General features: G+C 67.0%; 22 protein-coding genes. 13 read left to right on the top strand and 9 right to left on the bottom strand.

Translation table 11 applies throughout. The features are described 5' to 3' along the window. The first annotated feature begins 212 nt into the window (after positions 1–212). From AB0I35_RS05000 to AB0I35_RS04960, 9 genes are all read left to right on the top strand, one after another. Complete coding sequence (locus AB0I35_RS05000; protein WP_357394989.1) at positions 213–971, top strand: metalloregulator ArsR/SmtB family transcription factor; 759 nt, start codon at positions 213–215, stop codon at positions 969–971. Further along, on the top strand, positions 968–2404 hold the full coding sequence (gene sufB / locus AB0I35_RS04995) for a Fe-S cluster assembly protein SufB (RefSeq protein ID WP_357394450.1): 1437 nt from the start codon (positions 968–970) through the stop codon (positions 2402–2404). The genes AB0I35_RS05000 and sufB overlap by 4 nt, the downstream gene beginning before the upstream one ends. Further along, positions 2404–3582 (top strand): Fe-S cluster assembly protein SufD, encoded by a 1179-nt coding sequence (sufD, locus tag AB0I35_RS04990; protein ID WP_357394448.1) that lies wholly within the window; start codon positions 2404–2406, stop codon positions 3580–3582. The genes sufB and sufD overlap by 1 nt, the downstream gene beginning before the upstream one ends. Before the next feature lie 33 nt (positions 3583–3615). Continuing rightward, positions 3616–4383, top strand: a complete 768-nt coding sequence (gene sufC, locus AB0I35_RS04985) for a Fe-S cluster assembly ATPase SufC (RefSeq protein WP_357394447.1) — start codon at positions 3616–3618, stop codon at positions 4381–4383. Between the two features lie 5 nt (positions 4384–4388). Continuing rightward, on the top strand, positions 4389–5651 hold the full coding sequence (locus AB0I35_RS04980) for a cysteine desulfurase (protein ID WP_357394446.1): 1263 nt from the start codon (positions 4389–4391) through the stop codon (positions 5649–5651). Positions 5652–5654: 3 nt separating this feature from the next. Further along, a complete protein-coding gene (gene sufU, locus AB0I35_RS04975) occupies positions 5655–6131 on the top strand; it encodes a Fe-S cluster assembly sulfur transfer protein SufU (RefSeq protein WP_357394445.1) in 477 nt (158 codons plus the stop codon). Next, a complete protein-coding gene (locus AB0I35_RS04970; RefSeq protein ID WP_357146118.1) occupies positions 6131–6523 on the top strand; it encodes a metal-sulfur cluster assembly factor in 393 nt (130 codons plus the stop codon). The genes sufU and AB0I35_RS04970 overlap by 1 nt, the downstream gene beginning before the upstream one ends. A 227-nt stretch (positions 6524–6750) precedes the next feature. Further along, a complete protein-coding gene (locus AB0I35_RS04965; protein ID WP_357394443.1) occupies positions 6751–7179 on the top strand; it encodes a DUF4189 domain-containing protein in 429 nt (142 codons plus the stop codon). 176 nt (positions 7180–7355) lie between these two features. Then, on the top strand, positions 7356–7784 hold the full coding sequence (locus tag AB0I35_RS04960) for a DUF4189 domain-containing protein (RefSeq protein WP_357394442.1): 429 nt from the start codon (positions 7356–7358) through the stop codon (positions 7782–7784). 52 nt (positions 7785–7836) lie between these two features. Here AB0I35_RS04960 and AB0I35_RS04955 read toward each other — a convergent pair whose 3' ends face one another. Beyond that, entirely contained in the window at positions 7837–8469 is a 633-nt protein-coding gene (locus AB0I35_RS04955; protein WP_357394440.1) for a TetR/AcrR family transcriptional regulator, read from the bottom strand. Positions 8470–8616: 147 nt separating this feature from the next. Here AB0I35_RS04955 and AB0I35_RS04950 point away from each other — a divergent pair, with 147 nt between their 5' ends. Then, a complete protein-coding gene (locus AB0I35_RS04950; protein WP_357394439.1) occupies positions 8617–9888 on the top strand; it encodes a helix-turn-helix domain-containing protein in 1272 nt (423 codons plus the stop codon). Between the two features lie 18 nt (positions 9889–9906). Here AB0I35_RS04950 and AB0I35_RS04945 read toward each other — a convergent pair whose 3' ends face one another. The 4 genes from AB0I35_RS04945 to AB0I35_RS04930 all read right to left on the bottom strand — a co-directional run bounded on the left by AB0I35_RS04945 (position 9907) and on the right by AB0I35_RS04930 (position 13212). Further along, positions 9907–10569, bottom strand: coding sequence for a methionine ABC transporter permease (locus AB0I35_RS04945; RefSeq protein WP_357394438.1), 663 nt, complete (start codon positions 10567–10569; stop codon positions 9907–9909). Between the two features lies 1 nt (position 10570). Then, positions 10571–11578: a methionine ABC transporter ATP-binding protein gene (locus AB0I35_RS04940; RefSeq protein ID WP_357394437.1), complete on the bottom strand. Its 1008-nt coding sequence runs from the start codon at positions 11576–11578 to the stop codon at positions 10571–10573. Beyond that, positions 11575–12411 carry a MetQ/NlpA family ABC transporter substrate-binding protein gene (locus tag AB0I35_RS04935; protein WP_357394987.1) on the bottom strand — a complete coding sequence of 279 codons (837 nt, stop codon included), beginning with the start codon at positions 12409–12411 and terminating at the stop codon, positions 11575–11577. The genes AB0I35_RS04940 and AB0I35_RS04935 overlap by 4 nt, the downstream gene beginning before the upstream one ends. 525 nt (positions 12412–12936) lie before the next feature. Further along, entirely contained in the window at positions 12937–13212 is a 276-nt protein-coding gene (locus AB0I35_RS04930; protein WP_357394436.1) for a hypothetical protein, read from the bottom strand. 219 nt (positions 13213–13431) lie between these two features. Between AB0I35_RS04930 and AB0I35_RS04925 the strand changes: the two genes are divergently transcribed. Genes AB0I35_RS04925 through AB0I35_RS04915 form a run of 3 tightly spaced genes read left to right on the top strand, consistent with a single transcriptional unit; the run spans position 13432 to position 14999 of the window. Beyond that, positions 13432–13662 carry a hypothetical protein gene (locus AB0I35_RS04925; RefSeq protein ID WP_357394435.1) on the top strand — a complete coding sequence of 77 codons (231 nt, stop codon included), beginning with the start codon at positions 13432–13434 and terminating at the stop codon, positions 13660–13662. Then, positions 13646–14164 carry a DUF6879 family protein gene (locus AB0I35_RS04920; protein ID WP_357394434.1) on the top strand — a complete coding sequence of 173 codons (519 nt, stop codon included), beginning with the start codon at positions 13646–13648 and terminating at the stop codon, positions 14162–14164. Before AB0I35_RS04925 ends, AB0I35_RS04920 begins: the two co-directional genes overlap by 17 nt. After that, on the top strand, positions 14145–14999 hold the full coding sequence (locus AB0I35_RS04915) for a helix-turn-helix transcriptional regulator (protein WP_357394433.1): 855 nt from the start codon (positions 14145–14147) through the stop codon (positions 14997–14999). Before AB0I35_RS04920 ends, AB0I35_RS04915 begins: the two co-directional genes overlap by 20 nt. Positions 15000–15060: 61 nt before the next feature. On the opposite strand, the gene AB0I35_RS04910 is transcribed toward AB0I35_RS04915, so the two are convergent. The 4 genes from AB0I35_RS04910 to AB0I35_RS04895 form a co-directional block, all read right to left on the bottom strand. After that, positions 15061–15264: a hypothetical protein gene (locus AB0I35_RS04910; protein WP_357394432.1), complete on the bottom strand. Its 204-nt coding sequence runs from the start codon at positions 15262–15264 to the stop codon at positions 15061–15063. 534 nt (positions 15265–15798) lie between these two features. Continuing rightward, positions 15799–16356, bottom strand: coding sequence for a hypothetical protein (locus AB0I35_RS04905; RefSeq protein ID WP_357394431.1), 558 nt, complete (start codon positions 16354–16356; stop codon positions 15799–15801). Further along, positions 16356–17108 carry a hypothetical protein gene (locus AB0I35_RS04900; protein WP_357394430.1) on the bottom strand — a complete coding sequence of 251 codons (753 nt, stop codon included), beginning with the start codon at positions 17106–17108 and terminating at the stop codon, positions 16356–16358. The genes AB0I35_RS04905 and AB0I35_RS04900 overlap by 1 nt, the downstream gene beginning before the upstream one ends. 18 nt (positions 17109–17126) lie before the next feature. Next, positions 17127–17822 carry a hypothetical protein gene (locus AB0I35_RS04895; protein WP_357394429.1) on the bottom strand — a complete coding sequence of 232 codons (696 nt, stop codon included), beginning with the start codon at positions 17820–17822 and terminating at the stop codon, positions 17127–17129. Positions 17823–17932 lie beyond the last annotated feature (110 nt).

Genomic DNA, 17932 nt, shown 5'->3' with positions numbered 1-17932 from the left:
GAAGGAGATCTGTCCGGGTGTGCGATGAGTCACCTCGCGGCGGGTGAGCAGATCGGCAGGCGTGGGCCGCACCTGGGGTTTTACGCGGGCGTAGCGGGGGTGTGACGTCTTCGCCACAGGTCAGGGTGCCCTTGCCAAGGTGACCCTTATTAGATTTAGGGAAGTAATTCCGCCACACTGGTGTTGTGAAAACCGTGGGTTTGCGGACAGGCGTGGAAGGGACCGGTCGTAAGACGACCGGCGCCCGGTCGTCTGCCGTGCCCGCGCACGAAGGGCAGACCCGGGCCGCCATCGTCCAGTTGCTGCTCGAGCAGGGTCCGATCACCGCCACCGCCATCAGTGCCGAACTCGGGCTCGCGCCCGCGGGGGTGCGCAGGCACCTCGACGCGCTGATCGACGCAGGTCAGGCGCGCGCGAGCCGGTCGGCGCCGTGGCAGCAGAAGGGGCGCGGCAGGCCCGCCAAGCAGTACCAGCTCACCGCCGCGGGCCGTGGCAACCTCGGCCACGCCTACGACGACCTGGCAGGTGCGGCGATCCGTCAGCTCGGGGAGATCGGCGGCGACGAGGCGATCAGCGAGTTCGCCCGCAAACGGGTGCGCACGATCGTCGACGGCATCGAGCCGGTCGCCGAGCACAGTGCCCCCGTGATCGAGGCCAAGGTCGAAGAGATCGCCGAGGCGTTCGCCGACGCCGGTTTCGCCGCGACCACCCGCCAGGTGGGTGCCGGTGTGCAGATCTGCCAGCATCATTGCCCGGTGGCCCACGTGGCCGAGGAGTTCCCGCAGCTGTGCGCCGCCGAACTGGACGCTTTCCGCGACCTGCTCGGCACCCACGTACAGCGACTTGCGACGATCGCCAACGGCGATTGCGCCTGCACCACCCATGTGCCGCTGGTCGCGGTGCCGAAAATCCCATCCGCCGCACAGCCCGCGGCGGGACGAACGAACGACTCCGGAAGGAGTGCCGAATGACGACGACCACCGACCAGGTGCAACCGCTGACCCAGGACGAGACCATCGCCTCGCTGGGTAACTACGGTTACGGCTGGGCCGATTCGGATGTGGCCGGTGCCAGTGCGCAACGCGGCCTGTCGGAGGCTGTCGTTCGCGACATCTCGGCCAAGAAGAGCGAGCCCGAGTGGATGCTCGACATCCGTCTCAAGGCCCTGCGCATCTTCGACCGCAAGCCCATGCCGAACTGGGGTTCCAACCTCGACGGCATCGACTTCGACAACATCAAGTACTTCGTCCGCTCCTCGGAGAAGCAGGCCGAGAGCTGGGAAGACCTGCCCGAGGACATCAAGAACACCTACGACAAGCTGGGCATCCCCGAGGCCGAGAAGCAGCGCCTCGTGTCCGGTGTCGCCGCGCAGTACGAGTCCGAGGTCGTCTACCACTCCATCCGTGAGGACCTGGAGAAGCAGGGCGTCATCTTCCTCGACACCGACACCGCGCTCAAGGAGCACCCGGAGATCTTCCAGGAGTACTTCGGTTCGGTGATCCCCGCCGGCGACAACAAGTTCTCCGCGCTCAACACCGCCGTGTGGTCGGGTGGCTCGTTCATCTACGTGCCGCCGGGCGTGCACGTCGACATCCCGCTGCAGGCCTACTTCCGGATCAACACCGAGAACATGGGCCAGTTCGAGCGGACGCTGATCATCGTCGACGAGGACGCCTACGTCCACTACGTCGAGGGCTGCACCGCGCCGATCTACAAGTCCGACTCGCTGCACTCCGCGGTCGTCGAGATCATCGTGAAGAAGGGCGGCCGCTGCCGCTACACGACCATCCAGAACTGGTCCAACAACGTCTACAACCTGGTCACCAAGCGGGCCAAGGCCGAGGCGGGCGCCACCATGGAGTGGGTCGACGGCAACATCGGCTCCAAGGTCACCATGAAGTACCCGGCGGTCTGGATGACCGGTGAGCACGCGCACGGCGAGGTCCTCTCCGTCGCTTTCGCCGGCCCCGGCCAGCACCAGGACACCGGCGCCAAGATGCTGCACCTGGCCCCGCACACCTCCTCGACCATCGTGTCGAAGTCGGTGGCGCGTGGCGGCGGTCGCGCGTCGTACCGCGGCCTGGTCCAGGTGAACAAGGGTGCCTACGGCTCCAAGTCGACGGTGAAGTGTGACGCGCTGCTGGTCGACACGATCAGCCGCTCCGACACCTACCCCTACGTCGACATCCGCGAGGACGACGTGACCATGGGCCACGAGGCCACGGTCTCCAAGGTGTCCGAGGATCAGCTGTTCTACCTGATGAGCCGCGGTCTCACCGAGGACGAGGCGATGGCCATGGTGGTGCGCGGCTTCGTGGAGCCCATCGCCAAGGAACTGCCGATGGAATACGCACTGGAACTGAACCGGCTCATCGAGCTGCAGATGGAAGGGGCCGTGGGCTGATGTCGACGCTCGAGACGCCGACCCAGAACCCGGGCGCGGGCGCCGCGGTCAACAAGGGCGAGGTCTTCACCTCGTTCGACGTGGATCAGTTCGAGATCCCGTCGGGTCGCGACGAGGCGTGGCGGTTCACGCCGCTGCGTCGTCTGCGCGGTCTGCACGACGGTACGGCCGTGGCCGACGGTCAGGCCACCGTCGAGGTGAGCGAAGTCGCCGGTGTCACCGTGGAAACGGTCGACCGCACCGACGCCCGGCTCGGCCAGGCCGGTACCCCGGCCGATCGCGTTGCCGCCCAGGCCTATTCGGGCTTCGAGACCGCGACCGTCATCACCGTCGGCAAGGAGACCGAGGTTTCCGACCCCGTCACCGTGACCGTCACCGGTCCGGGCGAGGGCAAGACCGCCTACGGTCACCTGCAGATCCGGCTGGACAACTTCGCCGTCGCCACGATCGTGCTCGATCAGCGCGGCAGCGGAACCTACGCCGAGAACGTCGAATTCGTGCTCGGTGACAGCGCCAAGCTCACCGTCGTCGCCGTCCAGGAATGGGCCGACGACGCCGTGCACGTCACCGCGCACCACCTGAAGCTGGGTCGCGACGCGAACCTGCGGCATGTGTCGGCGACCCTCGGCGGCGACCTGGTCCGCCTGTCGGGCACCGTGCGCTACGCCGGTCCCGGCGGCGAGGCCGAGCTGTTCGGTCTGTACTTCGCCGACGCGGGCCAGCACTTCGAGCAGCGGCTGCTGGTCGATCACGCCGAGCCCAACTGCAAGTCCAACGTGCTGTACAAGGGTGCGCTGCAGGGCGATCCGTCCTCGCCGAAGGGCGACGCCCGCACGGTCTGGATCGGCGACGTGCTGATCCGCGCCGCGGCCGAGGGCACCGACACCTACGAGGCGAACCGCAACCTGGTGCTCACCGACGGCGCCCGCGCCGATTCGGTGCCGAACCTGGAGATCGAGACCGGTGAGATCGCCGGTGCCGGACACGCCAGTGCCACCGGCCGCTTCGACGACGAGCAGCTGTTCTACCTGCGCGCTCGTGGCATCCCCGAGGACGTCGCCCGCCGCCTGGTCGTGCGTGGCTTCTTCTTCGAGATCATCCAGAAGGTCACGGTCCCCGAGGTCCGGGAGCGGCTCGAGGCGGCCATCGAGGCCGAGCTCGCCACTGTCGGTATCTGACACCCACTTACTGCAACGAAGGATTCGAATTCGATGACCACCTTGGAAATCAAGGACCTGCACGCGGAGATCACCACCCCCGAGGGTGAGTCCAAGCAGATCCTCAACGGTGTGAACCTGACCGTGCGCTCGGGCGAGACGCACGCCATCATGGGCCCCAACGGGTCGGGCAAGTCCACGTTGTCCTACGTGATCGCCGGACACCCCAAGTACACCGTCACCCAGGGCACCATCACCCTCGACGGCGAGAGCGTCCTGGACATGTCGGTCGACGAGCGCGCCCGCGCCGGCCTGTTCCTGGCCATGCAGTACCCGGTCGAGGTCCCTGGTGTCTCGATGTCGAACTTCCTGCGCACCGCCGCCACCGCCGTGCGCGGTGAGGCGCCGAAGCTGCGCACCTGGGTCAAGGAGGTGAAGGAGTCGATGAAGGAACTCGACATCGACTCGGCCTTCGCCGACCGCTCGGTGAACGAGGGCTTCTCCGGTGGCGAGAAGAAGCGCCACGAGGTGCTGCAGCTGGGTCTGCTCAAGCCGAAGATCGCGATCCTCGACGAGACCGACTCCGGCCTCGACGTCGACGCGCTGCGCATCGTCTCCGACGGCGTGAACCGCTACAAGGAGCGCGAGAACGGCGGCGTCCTGCTGATCACGCACTACACCCGCATCCTGCGCTACATCAAGCCCGACTTCGTGCACGTGTTCGTCAACGGCCGCATCGTCGCCGAAGGCGGCTCCGAGCTGGCCGAGGAACTCGACGCGAACGGGTACGTGCGCTTCACCTCCGCGACCACTGGAGCCTGACAACCATGACCGCTGTGTCCGTCTCGGGGTCGGCCCTCGACGTGGCCCGCATCCGGGCCGACTTCCCTATCCTGCACCGCACGGTGCGGGACGGGAAACCGTTGGTGTACCTGGATTCCGGTGCCACCTCGCAGCGCCCGCTGCAGGTGCTCGACGCCGAGCGCGACTTCCTGCTCACCCGCAACTCGGCGGTGCACCGCGGTGCGCACCAGCTCGCCGAGGAGGCCACCGACTCCTATGAGGACGCGCGGGAGGTCATCGCGCGCTTCGTCGGTGCCGACGCGGGCGAGATCGTGTTCACCAAGAACGCGACCGAGTCGCTGAACCTGGTGGCCAACGCCTTCGGTGACGACCGGTTCCCGTACAAGGTCGGACCCGGTGACAAGATCGTCGTCACCGAGCTCGAACACCACGCGAATCTCGTTCCGTGGCAGGAACTCGCGCGTCGCACCGGTGCCACGCTCGAGTGGTACGGGGTCACCGACGACGGACGCATCGACCTGGATTCGCTCGAACTGTCGCCCGCGACAAAGGTGCTCGCGTTCACCCACCAGTCGAACGTGACCGGTGCGGTGGCTCCGGTGGCCGAATTGGTCCGGCGGGCAAAGGAAGTCGGCGCGCTGGTCGTGCTCGACGCCTGCCAGTCGGTGCCGCACCTCGGGGTCGACTTCCGTGAGCTCGGCGTCGATTTCGCCGCGTTCTCCGGTCACAAGATGTTCGGCCCGATGGGTGTGGGTGGCCTGTACGGCCGTCGGGCGCTGCTCGAGGAGACCCCGCCGTACATCACGGGTGGGTCGATGATCGAGACCGTCACCATGGAGAAGACCACCTACGCGCCGCCGCCGCAGCGTTTCGAGGCGGGCACCCCGATGACCTCGCAGGTCGTCGGTCTGGCCGCCGCGGTGCGGTATCTCGAGGATCTCGGCATGGACGCGATCGCCGCGCACGAACACGCGCTCACCGGTGCCGCGCTCGAGGGGCTGGGCGCCATCGAGGGTGTGCGGATCATCGGACCAACCGAGAACGTGGATCGTGGTGGCGCGGTGTCGTTCGTCGTCGACGGGGTACACGCTCATGACGTGGGCCAGATCCTCGACGACCAGGGTGTCGCCATCCGGGTCGGGCACCACTGCGCGTGGCCGCTGCACCGCCGCTTCGGTGTCGCCGCGACCGCGCGGGCGTCCTTCGCCGCCTACAACACCCTCGACGAGGTCGACGCACTGGTCACGGCCGTGCGGAAGGCTCAGACCTTCTTCGGAGTTGCATAGAACATGCGCATGGAGCAGATGTACCAGGAAGTGATCCTGGACCACTACAAGCACCCGCACCACCGCGGGCTGCGGGAACCGTTCGGTGCCCAGGTGCACCACGTGAACCCGACCTGCGGTGACGAGGTGACCCTGCGCGTGCACATCGACGACGCGGGCGAGGTCGCCGATGTCTCCTACGACGGTCAGGGCTGCTCGATCAGCCAGGCCGCCACCTCGATCCTCACCGATCAGGTGATCGGTCTGCCGGTGCAGCAGGCGCTGAAGGTGGTCGACTCCTACAGCGAGATGATCTCGAGCCGAGGCACCGTCGAGGGCGACGAGGACATGATCGGCGACGGTATCGCCCTCGCCGGTGTCGCCAAGTACCCCGCGCGCGTGAAGTGCGCCCTGCTGGGGTGGATGGCGTTCAAGGACGCCGTCGTGCAGATCGCCTCGGCCGAAGATGCCAAGCCTGCCATGGGGAATGGGGAAGCGTGATGAGTGAGACCAAGGCTGCCGAAGCCACGACCGAAACCGCCGCGCCCACTCCCGAAGCGGAGTTGACGCCGGAGCAGATCCAGCACATCGCCGATCTGGAAGAGGCGATGCGCGATGTGGTCGACCCCGAACTCGGGATCAATGTCGTCGACCTCGGCCTCGTCTACGGCATGTCCGTCGACGACGCCAACATCTGCACCCTCGACATGACGCTCACCTCGGCGGCCTGCCCGCTGACCGACGTCATCGAGGACCAGTCCCGCAACGCCCTGGTGCGTAGCGGCCTGGTCGAGGACCTGAAGATCAACTGGGTCTGGATGCCGCCGTGGGGTCCCGACAAGATCACCGACGACGGCCGCGAGCAGCTGCGCGCCCTCGGATTCACGGTCTAGACAACACGTTTCGCCGCAGGCCCGGACCCCGCGTGGGTGCCGGGCCTGCGGTGTCAGAGGAGAACATTCGAAATCCTCTCTCGGATCCGGTCCCGCCGTTTCTCCGTCGGTGATACGCCGAAGCCGGTGATGTGAGATTCCGCGTTTCGGTTGGCCTTCGGTGCGAATTGCATGATGATCTGGAAGGTTCCGGACTTCCGGAACAGCTTCCAGAGGAGAACATTCGAATGAGTTTCATGAGTAAGGCCGGCTTCGCCGTTGTGGCACTCGGCCTTGCGGCCGGGTCGGTGTTCGGTGCCGGTTCGGCGAGTGCGGCGGGTGACCAGTGGGGCGCCATGGCCGTGGACGCCGACTGGTCGAACTACGGCCGTTCGGTCGACTACCCCACCCGCGCCGAGGCCGAGGCCGCCGCACTGGATCAGTGCGGCGCCGACGGCTGCGCCATCGAGGTGTCCTGGGCGAACGGTTGCCTGGCCCTGGTGGAGAACGATCAGTACATCGCCTGGGGCAAGGGCGCGAACCGCGCCGAGGCCGAGCGGGAGGCCTACCTCGCGCTCACCGAGGGCACCCCGCAGAACCTGCTCGTCAACCTCGGCTCGTCGCAGCTGGCAGGCGGCACTGTGATCGAAACGATCTGCACCACCAACGCGAGCTGACCGCCCCGGCGATCGAGCCCGGATCTCCGAGTGGATCCGGGCTCGTTTGCGTCGGTGGGTCATTCGCCGTGGTCGCCGGTATGACATCTACCCGTGGAGTTGGCTATTACCGATCTTTCGATGATGATCTGGAAGGTTCCGGACTTCCGGAACAGCTTCCAGAGGAGAACATTCGAATGAGTTTCATGAGTAAGGCCGGCTTCGCCGTTGTGGCACTCGGCCTTGCGGCCGGGTCGGTGTTCGGTGCCGGTTCGGCGAGCGCCGCGGGTGACCAGTGGGCGTCGGTCGCACTGAGCGACAACGAGGCCATCTACGGCATCAGCGTGAACGAGGGCAGCGCCGAGGCCGCCATCGCCGCGGCGATCGCCGACTGCCACCTGGCCGACTGCAACGAGGTCATGACCTGGGCCAACGGCTGCGGCGTTCTGGTCCAGAGCAACGACGGCCTCGCGTGGGCGTCCGGTCCGACCCGGGCCGATGCCGAGCGCACGGCCTACGAGAGCCTCACCGAGCTGACCCCGACCGCCATGCTGGCCAACACCGGTTCGGCGAACCTGAGCGGCGCCCACGTCGTCGACGCGATCTGCACCGCCAACGCGCGCTGATCGACACCGAATACCGGGCCCGGATCCGCTCGTGGGATCCGGGCCCGTCGCGTTATCGGGCGGGTTCGGCCGCGAGCGCCGAGGCGATCCAGGCGCCGATCATGTCGGCGGTCTGGTCGATCACCACATCGCGATCCAGACCCTCGTCTTCCATTTCCACCGACCGCAGCGCCGTGGCGAAACCGGCGTTGAGCACCACGAACGCCATCGTGTCGATATCGATGGTCTTGGTGGGGCCGAGCAGGTGGATCAGATACAGCTTGATGATCATGCGCAGCCGCGGCTCGAATTCGGGGATACCGCTGCCGTAGAAGTGCAGGTCGGCGACGAGTGCCCGGACCAGAGGCCCGTTGGCGACGAGAATCTGCACGGCGGTGCGGATCACCTCGGCCACCGAATCGCGCGGTGTCTTGTCCGCGGCGACGGTGAGGAACTTGCTGTATCGGTCCTCCACCTGCAGAAACAAGCTGTCGGTCAGCTCTTTCACGATCTCGTCGCGGTCGTTGAAATACCGGTAGAGCGTGCCGATGCTGATGCCCGCCTCGCTGGCGATCCGGTTGGTCGAGGTATTGCCGATGCCCCGGGTGCCGAAAAGGTGAGCGGATACCTCCAGAATGCGTGCCCGCGTCTCCCGCGCCCGATCCTGTTTCGGACGTTTGCGCTGCTTATCGGCTTGTGGGGGCATCGGTGCACCTCGCGGGAAAGAGGAGTAGAAGGTGAGCGGTTACTCACCCTACAGTCATGTCACGAAGAAGACCTCGGTGTCGGCCATCACGTTGGGACACGTACCGGGGAAGCAGCACCGAACGGTGTGAACGAGGAGGAGTCGACGATGACGATCCCAGTGGACAGGGGGCTGACATCCACGCTGGTCACCCATTTCGTGAACAACGTGGCGACCTGCCGGACGTTGCCCGGTGACGCGATCTCCGGCGAGGTGACCTCGGTGACGAGGATGTGCCTCGAGATCTGCGCCGGGTTGCTCGACGGGCGCGACGAGGAGGCCAAGCTGCACCGGCTCGCGGTCGCGGCGTCGGGGTGGGCGCGCGAGGGCGTGCCCATCGACACGATCCTGCACGCGCTGCACGAGGGTTTCCGGATCGGTTTCGACGCGGCCTGCGCCGGAATGAGCCTGCCCGACGAGTTCCGCCGGCTGATCGCGATCTCGGATGTCTTGTGCACCACCGTGACTCGCGCCTACATCCGCGAGCACCGCGAGATCGCCGGTGAGCACCACACCGCCGTGCACACGCTCACCTCCGCCCTGCTCGCCGGGCAGCCGACCATCACGATGGCCCGCGAGTGCGGGATCGCGGTGGCCGAATCGTATGCGGTACTTGCCCTTTCGATCGGGGAGCATCCCGACGAGCACGATGCCCGGCTGAACTCCTCGGTGGTCGCGCGGCGCAAGTTGCGCCGGGTGCAGGCCGCGCTGGCACACCGGTGCGGGGAGCAGGCGTTGTCGCTGCTCTCGGTCGACGGGGGCACCCTGCTCATTCCGGCCGACCTGCTCGCCGACGATCAGCTCGACGGCCTCGTCGAGGCCCTGTCGCGGGCCGCCCGCGTGGATGTGACGGCGGCGCTGGTGACTTCGCCTGCGGCCGAGATCCCCGACGCGGCGCAGCGCGCGCACGAACTGCTCGACATGGTGGAGCGGCTCGATTGCGAACCCGGCCTGTACCGCTTCGGCGATCTGGCGCTGGAATACCAGCTCACCCGGCCCGGTCCCGGCCGCGCCCGGCTCGGTGAACTGCTCGCCCCGCTGGACAAGCACCCCGAGCTGTACGAAACGCTGCGCGTGCACATCGCCAACAACATGAACCGGCAGCGCACGGCCCGCCTGCTGCACATCCACACCAACACCGTCGACTACCGGCTGCGTCGCGTCGCCCAGCTCACCGGCCTCGACCCGGCGCAGGCCTCGGGGCTGTGGCAGTTGCGGTCGGCGATGATCGCGCGCAGTTTCCACACCGGCCCGCGAGTGCCCGCCGAGCCGGTGGGCACAACGGGATTCGGTGGCTCGGGTACCAGTGGTCCGCGCCGGGCCCGGGCCGACGCCGAGGTCTGTTCCGCACCGGGGCTCGGCGGCGCACGCTCGGCCTAGCGGCGCCCACCGGGTGGTTCAGCGCCGCAACACCTTCCGGGCCAGCCAGTTGCCGAGGAACTGGACGGCCTGGACGCCGGCGATGATGATCAGGACGGCGACGAGGGTGACCTCCCATCGGAACTGCTGGTAGCCGTAGACGATGGCGAAGTCGCCCAGTCCGCCGCCGCCGACGGTGCCCGCCATGGCGGAGATGTCGACGATCGCGATCACCACGAAGGTGTAGCCGAGGATCAGCGGGCCGAGCGCCTCCGGGATCAGCAGCGTGAGAATGATGCGCAGCGGACCCGCACCCGCCGCGCGGGCCGCTTCGATCACCCCGGGGTCGACGGTGACCAGATTCTGTTCCACGATCCGCGCGATGCCGAACGAGGCGGCCACGATCATCACGAACAGCGCGGCCTCGGAGCCGATGGTCGTGCCGACCACCTCGAGGGTGACCGGTCCGAGCGCGGCCAGCAGAATGATGAACGGAATCGGGCGCACGACGTTCACGATCACATTGAGCACCAGATGAATCGGTGTGCTGGCGAGCAGACCGCCCTTGCGGGTGGTGTAGAGCGCGGTGCCGAGTATCAGGCCGATCAGGCCCGCCACGACGAACGTCACGCCGACCAGGTAGACGGTGGTCCCGATGGACTCGAACAGGATGGGGCGCAGTTTCTCCCAGTCGGTGTCCATCTCAGCCCTTCCGTTCCAGATCGGCCACGACGCGATCCACCGCGTCGGCGGGTCCGTGCAAGGCCAGGGTGAGGCTGCCGAAGGTCTTGTCCTGCAGCGTGCTCACCCCGCCGTAGACGATCTCGAAGCGCACATCGGCGGCGGTCGCGGCGGCCAGCGCCGCACCGATGCCACTGTGGTCGTCGACGTCGACGGTGACCAGCCTGCCGCCGTGCAACTCCCGCAGCCGGCCCAGTTCGCGGACATCGGGCCGGTTGTGCAGCACGGTGCCGACGAACGAGCGCGTCGACTCGGCCCGCGGTGCCGCGAAAACATCGAAGGTGGGTGCCAATTCGACGATCCGGCCCTCGGCGAGCACCGCGACCCGGTCGGCGACCGCGCGGATCACATCCATCTCGTGGGTGATCACCACGATGGTCACCCCGAGTTCGGTATTGACCTTCTTCAGCAGCCGCAGCACCTCACCGGTGGTTTCCGGGTCGAGCGCGGACGTGGCCTCGTCGGCGAGCAACAGCGACGGGGAGGTGGCCAGCGCCCTGGCGATTCCCACGCGCTGCTTCTGCCCACCCGAGAGCTGATCGGGATACGCACGGGCCTTGTCGGTGAGGCCGACGAATTCCAGCAGTTCGGCCACCCGCGCCGTGCGTTCGGCGCGCTTCCAGCCCGCCACCTTCAGCGGGTACTCGACATTGCCCGCGGCCGTGCGCGATCGGAAGAGGTTGAACTGCTGGAACACCATGCCGATATCGCGGCGCAGCGTGCGCACGGCCGACTCCGGCACCCCGGTGATAGGGGTGCCCGAGATCGTGACGGTGCCCGACGTGGGCTTCTCCAGAGCATTGATCAACCGCACCAGGGTGGACTTGCCCGCACCGGAATAGCCGATCACCCCGAAGATCTCACCGTGCTCGATGCGCAGATCGATACCGTCGAGCGCGACGTGCTCGTCCGCGCCACTGCCGAATACCTTGGTGACCGAACGGAATTCGACAGCGGCGGCGGAACTCACCTGTTCGCCCGGATGCCCTGTTGCACCCGGTCGAGGATCTGTTCGAGCTCGGCGCCCGGTCGCGTCACGGCGACCGCGGTGTTCTTGGTGACCTCGGCATGGGCGGCGGCCACGGCCGGGTCCTTCCAGATCTCGACCAGCTTCAGATAGGTCGGGTTGGTCTTGTCCTCGGCGCGGGTGACGATCACATTGATGTAGGGCTCGGCGGCCGGATTCTTCGGATCGTCCTTGTACAGCGCCGAATGCGGGTCGATGCCGGAGCGCTCGAGGAAGGTGTTGTTGATCACCGATCCGTCGACCGAGGCCAGCGAGAGCGCGGTCTGCGCGGCGTCGACCGGGGTCACCTTCACCTTGGACGCGCCCTTGTCGATGTCGGCCGGTGTGGGCTGGGCCGAGGTGCCGGTGAGTTTCAGCAATCCGGCGGCCTGCAGTACGAACAGGGCACGGGCCTGGTTGGTCGGGTCGTTGGGGATCGCGATCTCACCGCCCTGCGGGATGTCGGCCACCGCCTTGTGCTTCTTGGAGTACAGGCCCAGCGGCACGATGTAGGTCGAACCGATCGGGGTCAGCGTGTCCGAGCTCGCCACGTTGTACTGGCCGAGGAACTGCAGGTGCTGGAAGAGATTGACGTCGATCTGCTTCTGCGACAACGCCGCGTTGGGCTGCTGGTAGTCGGAGAAGTTGGTGATCTTCAGCGTGATGCCCTGCTCCTCGGCCTTCTGCTCGAACACATCCCAGGCCTTGTCCTTGTCGGTGGTGCCGATCCGGACAACAGTGCCCGATTCCGCGTCGTCCGAGCCGCACGCCGTGAGGGTCAGGGCAGCGGTTGCCATGAGGACCGGGATCGCCAGTACCCGACGGAATTTCACTTGTACTCCCGAATTGCTCGCCATTGATGAACTCGGTGATCCAAGCCCCGCCCCACCCCCACCGACAACGGTTCGAATAGCCTTGAGCGAAACCCTCGCAAACAGTTGGACGCCCGTCTAACTTGCGGACAATGCGAATCCTGCGCCGTGCTGGCGATTCCGGTCCTGGTCGCGCTCACCGCGGGCCCGGTGGCCTGTGGTGACGACCACTCGAGTGCTGTGATGTGAAGCGGCCGCCCGCGGCCAGCGCGTCGGTGTGCGATCGCACCCTTGCATCGCAACGGATGCGGACCTGCGCGCGCCGACCGTCTTGCCACTGGCCGGGTCCAACGGCGCTTCTATCCGAGGCGGGCAGGTGTGCACCCCTGCACCACCACGCTCAGCCCCCGGCGGGTCGGGTGTTGTGGTCTTCGATGGCCGCGAGCACCGCGGTCACGTCGGCGTGCAGCTGCTCGAACTGCGCTGCCACCTCGTCGGCCTGGTCGCTGTTCACAGCTCGCCGTATCCGCGATGGGGCCGGATCTTCCCCGCGGCGACGAGCACGTTGAAGGCGGCGGCCAACCGCGGGCACACCGTCCGATCACACGCGCGGTGTTCCTGCATCACGGTGTGCGCTTCGTCCAGCGACAGCAGATGTTTCGGTGCGCTGTGGTCGAGTAGCAGACACGGCCGGCCCTGGTCTGCGTCCTCGGCCGCCAGGCGCGCGATGATGTCGTGCACGGTCGGCTGTTTGGGTACGGTGGTCGAATTCTGCAGCCCCCACATGGCGGACCCTCTCTCGCTCTTGAGGTTCCGCACAGCCGAGAGATTTGAGGTCGATCTCGGCTGCGCGGCCTTGCGATTGACGCTAGAAGCGCTGGCTGCCAAGGCGGAAGGATGTTGCGAAATGTTGCGCGCTCTCGCGCTATTGACCCGGTCGCGGTCCGCCGACCAGGATGGTTGAGCATTCGCAACTTCCCGCAACACGTTAGGTAGGGGGCCATCGTGAGCCGAAAACTCGACTTCGTCGCCAAGGATCCTGGATCGAACCCGTCCGGATCGCCGACGCTGTACAAGACCGAGAACGGATGGATCGTGCAGGGCTGGATCGTCACCGACCCCGAGATCCTCGCCAAGATGGACATCCCGGAAGGGGAATCGTGCGTCGAGATCCCGGACCGGCTCGTCCCGTTCTTCTTCGAAGGAGCCCAGTCCGCCAGTGACAACAATCAGTGACGCCGAGTTCGACCAGCTACTGACCGAATTCCGCAGCAGCGCCGTGCATCTGGAGACCCGCGACGCCTACGGCACCGAGGTCGAGCTGCCGCACATGGCGAAGTGGGCAGCCGGTGAGCACGACGACCTCGCATGGCTCGGCGACTGGTGCGAGAACCTGCGCTGCCACCGCGCGGCCGGGCGTACCGTGCGCCGGGCCCGGATCGTGTCCGAACCGCTGTCGGCCTACCAACGGTGGTCGCATTCGATCGCGCACCCGATGGTCGAGGCGGGCGAAGACATCCGTTGGGTTCCGCGCCGGCGCCTGGACTCCGTCGCGATCCCCGGTAACGACTTCTACCTGCTCGACGACGAGCTGGTGATCTTCCTGCACTACTCCGGCGACGGCCTCGGCGTCGACAAGGTCACCTCGACCGACCCCGGTGATATCGAGCTGTGCCGCACAGCGTTCGAGGCGGTGTGGCAGTGGGCAATCCCGCACCGTGACTACCAGCCCGTCTAGCTCGGCCCAGGATGCCAGGCGCGCACTCGGTCTCCGACTGCGCGACCTGCGCAACGGGGCGGGCCTGACGATCCGGGAGCTGGCCGCGGCCACCGGGCACCACTACACGCGGGTGTCGAAGATCGAGAACGGCCGCCAGGTGCCGACCCCGCGCGACATCTCCGACTGGTGCCGCCTGAGCGGCGCGACCGACCAGGAGCCCGACTTGCTCGCGACGCTGCGCGCGATCGACTCGGCCTACATGGAGCACCGGCGCGAGTCCCGCGCCGGGATGAAGCGTGTCCTCGGCGCGCACACACCACAGCGCTACCGGGCCACCAAGGTGTTCCGGATCTACGAGCACAACGTGATCCCTGGCCTGTTCCAGACCCCGGAGTACGCGCGCGCGATGCTCGAGTTCTGGATCCGGTTCCTCGGCACACCCAACGACATCGACGAGGCCATAGCGGTGCGCACCGAACGCCAGCAGATCGTGCAGCGCGGTGGCCGCCGGTTCGTCGTCGTCCTCGAGGAGCAGGCGCTGCGCACCTGGTTCGGGACCGCCGAGGTGCAGGCCGGGCAGCTCGGGCGCCTGCTGGAAGTGATGGCGCTGCCGCAGATCTCGCTCGGCATCATCCCGCTCATGCGCCAACGCGGCGGTGTCGGATCGGCCGGGTTCTGGATCTTCGACGACGAACTGGTCGCGCTGGAAACGCCGAGCGCGAGCATCCAGGTCACCGCGCCCAGCGAGATCCACTTATACGCGCGGATGTTCGAGGAGTTGAAGAACGCCGCGGTCTACGGCCGCGACGCCAGGCAGCTGATAACCGGAGTCCTCGACGAGCTACCTGGGTGATGCGCTGAAGGCTGGTGGTGCCCCGGCACGAAGGGGACGAGCCGGGCACCACGCACGCTACCTATTTGATCCGCCCCCCGTTCCCATTCCAGAGAGCGCCGAGCACCATGCCGCCGATCGTGACCGACAGGTCAGCGTCGTCGGTGAGCAGCATCGCCAGCGTCGCAACGCTGAACGCCAACGCCAGGACGGCGATCGGATCACGGCTCGGGGGAGTGGGACGAGGCTTCGGCTCGAGATTGTGGGTAGCGAGAGCTACGCTCATTAGGCCGAACCTCCTTTCGTGACTGGTTGAGGGTTTGGCTCGACCCCGCCCGTTGGCCCGGGCGGGGCACCTAACTTTGTTGCCGCTCAAGGTAAGCACACCGATCCGACGCATTGCCGCTCACGATGCGGACAGATTTTTGTCCGCATAACGGCTGCAAGTGCTGGTGCAGAGGATCCTGCGGGTGAGATGGGTCCTTGTGCCTGTGGACAACTCCGGCGTTCCTGTGGAATCCGCATCCGACAACCTGGGGATTCCACAGGCCGCCGACCTGCAGACAGCGCCGCGAGAAATATGCCCTGAGCGGTGGATTCGAGCTGGATCAGACCCTCGTTCAGCTTGTGGAAGAACTCAGCACTCCTCGCAGTACGAGGAGACCTTCTGCTGGTGTCAGGGGTCTCGATGACCACTAAATGCCCTTGTGCACCGTCAGCTCCTCGTAGAGCACATCAAGTCCGATCGAATGTGACCTTCTTGCAGAAATCGAATGTGACCTTCTTGCGGAAGGGGAGGACATTCTCTTTGGGCACGTTCTTAGGCGCGTGGGTCGTCGGTCATCGGCGCCACGACGGTGTCGAGTGGCGGCATCGTCGACCCGCACGCGCAGGTGTCGACGAGCACGGTGACTGGCAAAGTGCCGCCGTGGATTCCGCCCATTGGGCCGCGCGGTGTCCACGACCCGACGACGAACTCGCCGAGCCCCGCGCACATCACCGCGCGGTGCATTGCGGCGGCGTCGTCGAGCGCGTCGCGGGTGGCCGAGTCGAGCACACCGAGCGGCGGCATGCTGTTGTCCTCGGGTGTCAGGTAGCAGCGGTCCACGCCGAGCTCGATGGTGACCGCGAGCTGTACCTGGCTGCCGGGTTGCACGGGCGTCGACAGGATCTGCGGGAACCTCGTCGTGGGGGCGATCATCATCACCCGGGTCCACGCCGCGCCGTCGCACTCCTCCTCGCACCACCCATAGTCCGGTGTCATCTGCCCGGGGTGGACAACCGCGGTGCACACCGAACCCGCCCGCGTTCCCGCGAGTTCGAGGGCCAGGCGGTCGAGCAGGGTGCGGGCGGCGACATACACGCCGGTGTCGACCATCAGCGCATCCTCGCCGTGCGGGGGCTGTCGGGGGAGTACACACGTGACGGTGCGCGCCGGCGCCCCGGATTGATCGCGGCGAGCCAGCGGTCCACGGTCTCAACTCCGGTCAGCCCGGACTCGAACAGTGTTGTCGGGTCGATCAGTTCGATTGTCACGCCCTGGCGCGCGACCTGCTGCGCACGCGACGGGATCGAGCACTTGCCGTTGCCGTTGCGCGCCTTGACGAACTCGCACGCCAGCTCGCCGAGCGCCATTTTGCCCGCGGCCGGGATCGGGATTCCGCGTTCGTAGGTGACGGTGAACGCGCCGTCGGCGTGGTCGGGCAGGGTGAGGTCTTGGTGGCGCGGCCACACCTGGCCGTCGACGCGCAGCAGCCAGCGCCGATCCTGCACCCGGTAGGCGGTGTCGGTGAGCTGCTGCCCGTCGACCCACACCGTGGTCACCGAATGCACCGGGCCCGGCAGCGCGACCCGCAACCGGTCAGCCGAGCAGTCGCAGGCAACGGTGCATCCGCACCCGCCTGCCGCCCAGCCCGGCGTCATCTGCTGGGGCCACCATCCCGAGTGTCGTTCGCCGCCGTAGTACGTCGATGGGCGCGCCGCCGGGGCGGGGTCGGGGCGTACCGTTTCCGGGCACACCCCGAACACCCGCCCCGACAACGCCCACAGCGTCGCCGCGGCCAGCTGCTCGGCGACCGCCTTGTCCTGCGCGGTCGCCGAGTTGCACTGGGTGGTCGACCAGTCGACCACCCAGCCGCAGGCCGCCACTTAGCTCAGCACCAGAGCGGTCGCGTCGCACGCGGCGGCGGGCGGCGGCACCAACGTCAGGTGCATGTCCATGTGCTGATCGGCCGCGATCGCGGTCAGCAGCTTGCCGGGCGCCGGCGGGGCCGGGTCGACACCGGCATGCAGGTCGACGTTGTACGGGCCAGTGCCCCACTGCGATCCGGCGATCGTGCGGGCGCCCTCGATCCCGAACTCGACCGCACCGTTCTCGATGGTGAAGTTGCTGAGCTTGCCACCGTGCAGCCACGGCGCCAGGAAGTACCCGAACGGCTTGGCCGCCGTGCACGCCACACCGGGGATGTCGGTCCACGTCTCGAGGGCCCAGTCGGTCGCGATCGGCTGGCCGATGCGGATACCGACGGCGTTGCCCTCGTGGTCGAGAACGATCGGCTGACCGAGGGTCATCCCCATCAGGTCCGGATTCACACCGGTGAACTTGACGTTGATGTTGACCCACTTGATCTGGTCGTCGTCCTTGAACAGGTACGCGAACTTGCCGTCGGCCTTCTTGAGGTTCATCTCCTCGCCGTCTTCGTACTCGAACGAGTACTCGATCGAGACGAAGCCATCGGAGACGAGGGTGTTCTTCGCACCGGCGACGGGGGCGCCGCAGCTGTTGAGCTTGGTGTAGCGGGCGACCTTGCCGCGGACCGACGACCAGCATTGGGTGTTGGGCATCTCGGGACCTCCAACAACGAGCATGGAGCTCGGCCCGAGGCCAGCAGCAGCTAGTTGTAGCGTACCGAGTTCGCGCAGCGGTGCAGGGCTCGAATCGCTGCTCTCGTAGG

The sequence above is a fragment of the Nocardia sp. NPDC050378 genome (genome assembly GCF_040655675.1).
Lineage (GTDB): Bacteria > Actinomycetota > Actinomycetes > Mycobacteriales > Mycobacteriaceae > Nocardia > Nocardia coubleae.
The sequence above is the reverse complement of the archived record's forward strand: the minus strand, read 5'-3'. Positions and strand labels throughout refer to the sequence as shown.

Bases quoted from the DNA above. Each gene is read 5' to 3' on its own strand.
- AB0I35_RS04965 (WP_357394443.1), top strand. From the start codon at position 6,751: ATGAGTTTCATGAGTAAGGCCGGCTTCGCCGTTGTGGCACTCGGCCTT.
- AB0I35_RS04970 (WP_357146118.1), top strand. From the start codon at position 6,131: ATGAGTGAGACCAAGGCTGCCGAAGCCACGACCGAAACCGCCGCGCCC.
- sufU (WP_357394445.1), top strand. From the start codon at position 5,655: ATGCGCATGGAGCAGATGTACCAGGAAGTGATCCTGGACCACTACAAG.
- AB0I35_RS04935 (WP_357394987.1), bottom strand. From the start codon at position 12,411: ATGGCAACCGCTGCCCTGACCCTCACGGCGTGCGGCTCGGACGACGCG.
- sufD (WP_357394448.1), top strand. From the start codon at position 2,404: ATGTCGACGCTCGAGACGCCGACCCAGAACCCGGGCGCGGGCGCCGCG.
- sufB (WP_357394450.1), top strand. From the start codon at position 968: ATGACGACGACCACCGACCAGGTGCAACCGCTGACCCAGGACGAGACC.
- AB0I35_RS04910 (WP_357394432.1), bottom strand. From the start codon at position 15,264: ATGAGCGTAGCTCTCGCTACCCACAATCTCGAGCCGAAGCCTCGTCCC.
- sufC (WP_357394447.1), top strand. From the start codon at position 3,616: ATGACCACCTTGGAAATCAAGGACCTGCACGCGGAGATCACCACCCCC.
- AB0I35_RS04950 (WP_357394439.1), top strand. From the start codon at position 8,617: ATGACGATCCCAGTGGACAGGGGGCTGACATCCACGCTGGTCACCCAT.
- AB0I35_RS04945 (WP_357394438.1), bottom strand. From the start codon at position 10,569: ATGGACACCGACTGGGAGAAACTGCGCCCCATCCTGTTCGAGTCCATC.
- AB0I35_RS04905 (WP_357394431.1), bottom strand. From the start codon at position 16,356: ATGGTCGACACCGGCGTGTATGTCGCCGCCCGCACCCTGCTCGACCGC.
- AB0I35_RS04980 (WP_357394446.1), top strand. From the start codon at position 4,389: ATGACCGCTGTGTCCGTCTCGGGGTCGGCCCTCGACGTGGCCCGCATC.
- AB0I35_RS04960 (WP_357394442.1), top strand. From the start codon at position 7,356: ATGAGTTTCATGAGTAAGGCCGGCTTCGCCGTTGTGGCACTCGGCCTT.
- AB0I35_RS04930 (WP_357394436.1), bottom strand. From the start codon at position 13,212: ATGTGGGGGCTGCAGAATTCGACCACCGTACCCAAACAGCCGACCGTG.
- AB0I35_RS04955 (WP_357394440.1), bottom strand. From the start codon at position 8,469: ATGCCCCCACAAGCCGATAAGCAGCGCAAACGTCCGAAACAGGATCGG.
- AB0I35_RS04895 (WP_357394429.1), bottom strand. From the start codon at position 17,822: ATGCCCAACACCCAATGCTGGTCGTCGGTCCGCGGCAAGGTCGCCCGC.